Consider the following 6,736-nt stretch of genomic DNA (forward strand, 5'->3'; position numbering starts at 1 on the left):
AAGGCCAATTCCAGCGAGCTTTAGAAAATCACGTCGAGAAAGAAAATCCGATAGGTAAGTCATTTCTACTAATAATGGATCCTCACTAAAGTGCCCACCGAAGAGAAATTATATAACCAGGCAGCATCGTTGGTGCGAAGATTGACGCAGCCATGGCTCATCGGCGTTCCAAAATTATTATGCCAATAAGTGCCATGCAGGCCATACCCTTTATAAAAATACATCACATAAGGTACATTGGGCAGGTCGTAACCAGGGCCTGTCATTCTGGTTGAGCGATACTTGACATAAACACGATAGCTGCCAGTTACCGTAGGTGTTTGCCAGGTGCCCGTAGAAACAATAAACGAGTTGATCAGGGTATTGCCCGCATAAGCATAGACGCGCTGTTCTGACAGATTGATGTCAATCCAATGTTCACCTCCACCGATCTCACCAGGAGATTGAGATGTGGGCGCGGGTTTCGGTGTCTTTGTCGGATTGGGAGTTTTGGTCGGCAGTGGTGTATTTGTGGGTGTATAAGTATTTGTCGGTGTGGGCGTAAAGGTTGAGGTGGGGGTCAGGGTATAAGTTGGGGTAGGGGTGAAAGTAGGCGTGGGGGTAAGTGTTGCTGTTGGCGATGGCGTATAAGTCGGCTTGGCAATCGTTCCCTGCGCCCAATGCTGCTGAGTGGAAGATGCCGTCGCAGTGGGGGCGCTGCTGATAAGCGCCATCGCAGGGGATGTGTTGGTAGCCAAAATCACTGCCCCGATAATACAGACAATTAAAAATCCGCCAAGCAAGATCAAGGGTAAGCGACTCTTCTTTTTAGGGATGGGTTTCGTCCGCTTCGCGCTTGGATCCTTCGACTGACCGCTCAGGGCATCGCCTGTGGTTTGCCTCCCTTGTGGACGCATTCTCCGCTCCGCCCAGGCCATCCCCTTTTTGGCGCGTTGACTGGTTGGGTTAATTTCCAGTGCGCGACTTAAGAACTTGATACTTGCCTTTGGATTAGAGACTGACGCAAGAATTAGCCATGCGTCTTCAAGCTCGGGGCTGAGCTGGGCAGCTTTTTTCGCCCACGCATAGGTATTTCTTTTATCTCCCTTTTTTAGAGCGGCCCGCGCCTGTTGGATGGCGGTTTGTGCTTGAGAGAGATTCTCACTTACCATTGGATATCCACCGGGGTGCCGACATTAACCCAATTATAGAGTTGTTGAGCGTCATAGACTCCCAGCACGATGCAACCATAGGAAATCGGTGAACCCAGATATCCTGCCCAAAGCCGGGCACCACTCGACATGATCGGTAGTGCATGAAAACCATTTTGCAAAGTCCCGGCCCAATAAATGCCGAGCCAGTTTGGCATCCAAATATCCCATGTTGAGCCATAGGCATTGGGGATTTTGTTCAAGATACTAAAACTCCCGGTCGCGGTGGCGTTATTCAATCCCGTTGAAGCGATAAATTTATAGACAAGCGTATCGCCCTGATAAGCATAAACACGCTGTTCTGAAATATCTACGAGGACATATTTCCCTCCGCTGGGGGCGGGCCCCTGCTGAGGCGCGGGGATAGCTGTATTCGCAGGGAGAGGTTTTTTCGTAGGAATTGGCGTTTCTGTTGGAATTGGCGTAAATGTTGGGGTAGCAGTGAGAGTAGGGGTAAGCGTTGGGGTGAAGGTCGCCGTTGGTGAAGGAGTGTAGGTTGGTTTAGATATCTCTGCCTGCGCCCAATGCTCCTGGCTCAAGGTTGCCGTAGCGGTAGCATTGAGAGTGGCAGCAAAAGAGGTTACACGCGGTGATAAGGCCCAAACGGCCGAAACAATAATGATCGTCATCAGTAAGGCCGGAAGCGACTGACGCCATTTCCCAGAATTCCTGTTTGTGGGGATCGCCTTGATCGGTTGCGTTTCCTCGATTTGTTGGACAGGAATATGAAGAAGTCCCCCAACGCTACTCGGGACTTTATCCGGTTGAGGGGTTTTTCGAGAAGATGCTCTCCCATTAACAGCAAGGGTAGGCTGGGTCTTTCCAACTCGCTGCGAGAGGCGTTTATTTGCCCAAATGAATCCCCTGCGGACACGTTCGCTTTTCGGATTGATCGCCTGAGCTCGCTCCAAATAACGGATGCTCAGCTGTGGTCGAGATACCGCAGCAAGAAGCAGCCAGGGTTCTTCGAACTTGGGCGCAAGCGAGGCAGCTTTTTCCGCCCAGAGACGCGCAGAATCTTTATCTCCCTTGCGCAGGGCAATTCTTGAACGTCTGATGGCTTCTTTTGCCGCTTGCCGTTTTGTGGTCATGGGGAATAAGTAGGGACAGGGGTGGGATCAACACTCTCGTTATTAACAAAACATTCAATCCCTTGCACAATCCCTTCAGCAATTACTTCAGGGTGTTGGGTTAGAAGCTCACGGTCGAGATTCATAAATCCAGCTTCAATGATCGCCGCGATAGTCGTATCGCTGATCTCTGTAAAGGCATGATACTCACGCATGTCAGAAGTGATACTGCCAGGGTGGAAGGGCAATTTTGTCGTCCGCCCGTAACGGTCACGGAGACATCCTGTTAATCGTGTCGCGCGGTTGACATCCCGTGTATCCATCGCCGCGGAGAGCTTAAATCCTGTTGCATTCTCGTCAACATAGGCACATGAATCGTTATGAATTGAAACCAACGCAACCGCATTATAGCCATCCAAACGAGGGTCAAATTCCTGCAAAAGGTCAACCTGAAAACCGCTCTGGTTCAATTTTTGCTGTACCAGGGTGGCGATCCTGAGATTCAAATCTGCTTCGGTCAGAGTTACTTCGCCATTACCATCAAGACAGACTGCACCAGAGTCATATCCCCAATGTCCGGAAACAATGCCAATATGCAATTGTGGGTAAGAGGCGCTAATTGTGGGATTACTCTCCGGTTGCGCAGTCAGAATGATCGTCAATTTTTCAGAAAGATTTCCTGAAAAGAGACCGGCTGGCGTCCATGCAGTAAAAAGGGTCGCCATCAAAAAAGCGACACCCAACACAGCAGGCATCACACGCGGGGAAGAGTTCCCTCGCTTCCTCGGCTCTGGTTGATGGGCATTTTGCTCTTCCAATAACGTTCTTCCTCTCATCAAAAACTACAAATTTCCTCAAAAACAGCATCTATATATGGATAAGCTTATCCGAATAGTACCTTATTTCCATTAAAAATGGCAGGGAATGTTTATAGACCAGATAGGGAAGGTTTATGGGCAATATATGCAGGAACTCAACTTGACGAGAGCCTTACGCACATGTATGATGAAAAAGAAAAAGAGAGCAACAGAGCTGTCTTTTCATATCTGTGCACTCTGCTTATCTAATAACACTACGGAGAAACAATGACCATCACCCCCGAAGAACTTCGCAAAGCCATGCGCAACTGGGCTACCGGTATCACCATCGTCACTGCCGCGCATGAGGGCACCCAACACGGCATGACCGTTAGCTCATTCACCTCCCTCTCACTTGAGCCACCACTGATTTCTGTTTCCCTCTACCAAACCAGTCGTACGCATGGTCTCGTCAGTGCGTCAGGACATTTTGGCGTCACCATTCTCGCTGCTAACCAGGAAGAAATCTCCAATCGTTTTGCGGGCCGTATTCCAGATACCGATGATCGCCTCGCTGGTCTCAACCTGGAAACCCTCGTCAGCGGTGCACCCTTCATCACAGGAGGACTGACCTTCTTCGACTGCCGTGTTTCCCAAAGCATTCCGGTGGGAACAAATACTCTTTTTATCGGCGAAATCCTGGCTGCTAATTCACAGGATGAAGGAAACCCGCTGATATATTGCAACCAAAGCTACCAGCAATTAAAATAAATAAGCGCCCCACCCACGACCCTCAACCTGCCTCCCTTATGGAAACAAAAAATCTCACCCTCCAGGAAAAAGAAACCCTGCTCAAACTGGCCCGCCAGGCCCTTGAGCTGGGATTACGCGGTGAAAAACTTCCTCCCTTAGAGTCCGTAGCCCAAACACCCCTCCTTCAGGCGGAGGGGACCTGTTTCGTCACCCTGACCCGATACGGCCAATTACGCGGTTGCATCGGAGCGCTTGAACCCTACCAATCCCTCGCCGAAGACGTGCGCGAGCATGCCCTCGCCGCTGCATTAGATGATTATCGCTTCCCCAATCTGCGCCTCGAAGAGCTGGATGAGATCAAGATCGAAATTTCAAGACTGACCGTCCCCATGCCGCTGGAGTATGCAGATGCTGATGATCTCCTGGCCAAACTCCGTCCTGGCGTGGATGGGGTCGTATTAAAAGAAGGGCTCCGACGGGCAACCTTCCTGCCCCAGGTCTGGGAGAAAGTACCAGAAAAGGAAGATTTTCTTGACCAGCTTTGTCAAAAGATGGGGACTTCCCGCAATCAATGGCGTCGCAAAAAACTGGATGTCTTGATCTATCAGGTCGAGGAATTTCACGAGTAATAAGTCTCTGGGCGGAAACAAAGCAAAGCGAAATTGCGGTCGCCTGTACTCCAAAGGGTGAAGAGCGGTTTACTTGTTATCTTTGTCCTTCGTCTGCGCATCCATTTGGACGCTCCGCTCAGGAACTGATTTTTCTTTCTCTCCATACTCCACCCCCAAATAAGCCCCAAAAAACAAAATTAGACCGCTGATATGCACCCAGGCTAAAAAGGCGATGATCGTGGAGACCGATCCATAGACCAGGTTCGAAGCTAACAGATAACGAGCCGTATAACTCACAAAAACTCTTTTGGCGATCGCCCATAAAATGCCCGCAGGTATTGCACCCACCCAGACTTCACGCCAACGGGGGCCAGCATGAGGCAATAGGCGGTAGAGCAACCCAAAAAGCAGGATATTTCCCAGCACAGAGAATAGCTCCCCCATATCTCGGTATAGCAAAAGTGGGAGATCCGGTAGCAAGCCTTTCAGCAGGGGTGTGACCCACGTCCCGACAAAAAGCAGGGGAAAGATAACGATGCTGAATCCCCCTACAAAGAGCAGTGCCAATCCCCGAGAGCGAATCCTGGGACGAAGATTCCGCCCATTCCAGATTCGATCCAAAATTCGGGCAACAATACTAAATAGAGTCGAACCAGACCAGACCAGAAGCACTAAGGCTGTTGCAGTTACAGAGCCGCGTGCCTGAACGACCCTGGCAATATTAGCCCCCAGTAATTGGGTAAAGCCGGGAATGATAAATTCCAACTGGGTGATGAGCTCATTTTCCACCCAAAGAGGATCAAACCAACGGCTTGCTACCGCAACAATGAGCAGGATAACCGGAAAGAGGGATAGGAAGGCAAAATAAGCCATACCTGCCGCGGCAAGAACCGAATTGAGCGAAAGTGTTTCTTTGAGGGCTTTGCGCCAAATTGCGAAATGCTCTTCTTTTTTCATCATAACGATTATAGGGGATTTTTACAAAAGAGGAAAACCATTTCTGGCGGTATAATCGGGCAATATTTTCCAACCCATTCAGGAGAAAACTTTTGGAAGCATATCTTGGCGAACTTGCCGCTTTAGGCACATCCTTGACCTTTGCGATTGGCTCAACCCTATTTACCGCTGCAGGTCGACGGCTTGGCTCTGTTGTAGTCAACCGCACCCGTCTGATCATCGCAGCGATTTTTCTCAGCCTTACGCATTGGATCCTGCTCGGCAATATTTGGCCCCTCGATGCTGCTCCCGACCGTTGGTTCTGGCTCGGTCTTTCTGGCGTGGTCGGCCTTGTCCTCGGCGACCTATTTCTATTCCAGGCTTTTGTCCTGATCGGACCACGTCTGACAATGCTGATGATGAGTCTTGCCCCCGTCCTTGCCACGTTGCAAGCATGGGTATTCCTGGGAGAATCCCTCTCGGGCGGACAGATCTTCGGAATTCTGCTGACCCTGGCCGGGATTGGTTGGGTCGTACTGGAAGGAAACGGAAAGAGCCGAAACGACCGCAACTATGGGCGCGGAATTCTCCTTGGGTTGGGTGGGGCAATTGGGCAGGCTACCGGGTTTGTCCTCGCCAAAAACGGACTCGGCGGCGACTTTTCGCCAATCTCCGCCAACTTGATCCGGATGCTGGCTGCGATAGTTCTTCTCTGGGGAATGACCTTCTTTCAAAGGCAAGTTAAATCAACATTTCAGGCATTACGCAGCGATCCAAAAGGTGTCTATATTATCATAGCAGCAGCCTTTCTTGGCCCCTTTGTCGGTGTTTCTCTTTCCCTCTTTGCCCTCCAGCGCGTTGAAGTGGGTATCGCCAGCACACTGACCGCATTACCGCCTATTTTCCTCCTGCCGATCAGCTATTTCTTCTTCAAAGAGCGTTTTGGCTGGGGAGCCGTGGCGGGGACCTTACTCGCGATGACAGGTGTGGCGGCTTTATTTTTAGTTTAATATTCTATGATAAGAACCCGTTCCCTGCGAGGGAACGGGTTCTTGTGTAATAGCAATCTTTTCGGTACAAGGGGTTTAACAACAGAGTCCATTAATTTTTAGATAAGAAGACCTCAACATCCTTGATGAATTTCAAGACTCCACTTTCAATTCCTTTTGTTAAAGCAGCCAGATCACTAAAATCCGGGTCAGCAACCAACACACTCTCTATAATCGAATCAAAGCCTTTTATGGTCGGCATAAGTTGGTATTTATCCCACCCGCTTTCCTTAATCATTTTCCAGTATTTTGATTGAACCCCTTTATTTGCTGCTGCCAACCAAATCTCAAATTGAAAGGCATCATGATTGAAAACGATGGCTGGTTTTA

Annotated in this window: 8 protein-coding genes; 3 read left to right on the forward strand and 5 right to left on the reverse strand. The window is 49.7% G+C overall.

The features are described 5' to 3' along the window. Positions 1–68: 68 nt before the first annotated feature. Genes AC3DOM_RS14155 through AC3DOM_RS14165 form a run of 3 tightly spaced genes read right to left on the reverse strand, consistent with a single transcriptional unit; the run spans position 69 to position 3,096 of the window. Positions 69–1,151 carry a L,D-transpeptidase family protein gene (locus AC3DOM_RS14155; RefSeq protein ID WP_487919693.1) on the reverse strand — a complete coding sequence of 361 codons (1,083 nt, stop codon included), beginning with the start codon at positions 1,149–1,151 and terminating at the stop codon, positions 69–71. Next, entirely contained in the window at positions 1,145–2,281 is a 1,137-nt protein-coding gene (locus AC3DOM_RS14160; RefSeq protein ID WP_487919694.1) for a L,D-transpeptidase family protein, read from the reverse strand. Before AC3DOM_RS14160 ends, AC3DOM_RS14155 begins: the two co-directional genes overlap by 7 nt. Beyond that, complete coding sequence (locus AC3DOM_RS14165; RefSeq protein ID WP_487919695.1) at positions 2,278–3,096, reverse strand: N-acetylmuramoyl-L-alanine amidase family protein; 819 nt, start codon at positions 3,094–3,096, stop codon at positions 2,278–2,280. The genes AC3DOM_RS14160 and AC3DOM_RS14165 overlap by 4 nt, the downstream gene beginning before the upstream one ends. Before the next feature lie 249 nt (positions 3,097–3,345). On the opposite strand from AC3DOM_RS14165, the gene AC3DOM_RS14170 reads away from it, so the two are divergent. Together AC3DOM_RS14170 and amrA are read left to right on the forward strand one after the other, a co-directional pair. After that, positions 3,346–3,828, forward strand: coding sequence for a flavin reductase family protein (locus AC3DOM_RS14170; RefSeq protein WP_487919696.1), 483 nt, complete (start codon positions 3,346–3,348; stop codon positions 3,826–3,828). Positions 3,829–3,866: 38 nt separating this feature from the next. Continuing rightward, entirely contained in the window at positions 3,867–4,439 is a 573-nt protein-coding gene (gene amrA / locus AC3DOM_RS14175; RefSeq protein ID WP_487919697.1) for an AmmeMemoRadiSam system protein A, read from the forward strand. 69 nt (positions 4,440–4,508) lie between these two features. Here the strand turns inward: amrA and AC3DOM_RS14180 are convergent, their stop codons facing one another. Beyond that, positions 4,509–5,378, reverse strand: coding sequence for a YihY/virulence factor BrkB family protein (locus AC3DOM_RS14180; protein WP_487919698.1), 870 nt, complete (start codon positions 5,376–5,378; stop codon positions 4,509–4,511). Positions 5,379–5,470: 92 nt separating this feature from the next. Between AC3DOM_RS14180 and AC3DOM_RS14185 the strand changes: the two genes are divergently transcribed. Further along, entirely contained in the window at positions 5,471–6,367 is an 897-nt protein-coding gene (locus AC3DOM_RS14185; protein ID WP_487919699.1) for a DMT family transporter, read from the forward strand. A gap of 91 nt (positions 6,368–6,458) precedes the next feature. Here the strand turns inward: AC3DOM_RS14185 and AC3DOM_RS14190 are convergent. Beyond that, positions 6,459–6,736, reverse strand: a 278-nt coding sequence (locus tag AC3DOM_RS14190; RefSeq protein ID WP_487919700.1) for a DUF7000 family protein, incomplete at its 5' end; no start/stop codon positions are given.

Source organism: Candidatus Desulfolinea nitratireducens (assembly GCF_982879505.1).

Bases quoted from the DNA above. Each gene is read 5' to 3' on its own strand.
- AC3DOM_RS14180 (WP_487919698.1), bottom strand. From the start codon at position 5,378: ATGAAAAAAGAAGAGCATTTCGCAATTTGGCGCAAAGCCCTCAAAGAA.
- amrA (WP_487919697.1), top strand. From the start codon at position 3,867: ATGGAAACAAAAAATCTCACCCTCCAGGAAAAAGAAACCCTGCTCAAA.
- AC3DOM_RS14155 (WP_487919693.1), bottom strand. From the start codon at position 1,151: ATGGTAAGTGAGAATCTCTCTCAAGCACAAACCGCCATCCAACAGGCG.
- AC3DOM_RS14165 (WP_487919695.1), bottom strand. From the start codon at position 3,096: ATGAGAGGAAGAACGTTATTGGAAGAGCAAAATGCCCATCAACCAGAG.
- AC3DOM_RS14170 (WP_487919696.1), top strand. From the start codon at position 3,346: ATGACCATCACCCCCGAAGAACTTCGCAAAGCCATGCGCAACTGGGCT.
- AC3DOM_RS14160 (WP_487919694.1), bottom strand. From the start codon at position 2,281: ATGACCACAAAACGGCAAGCGGCAAAAGAAGCCATCAGACGTTCAAGA.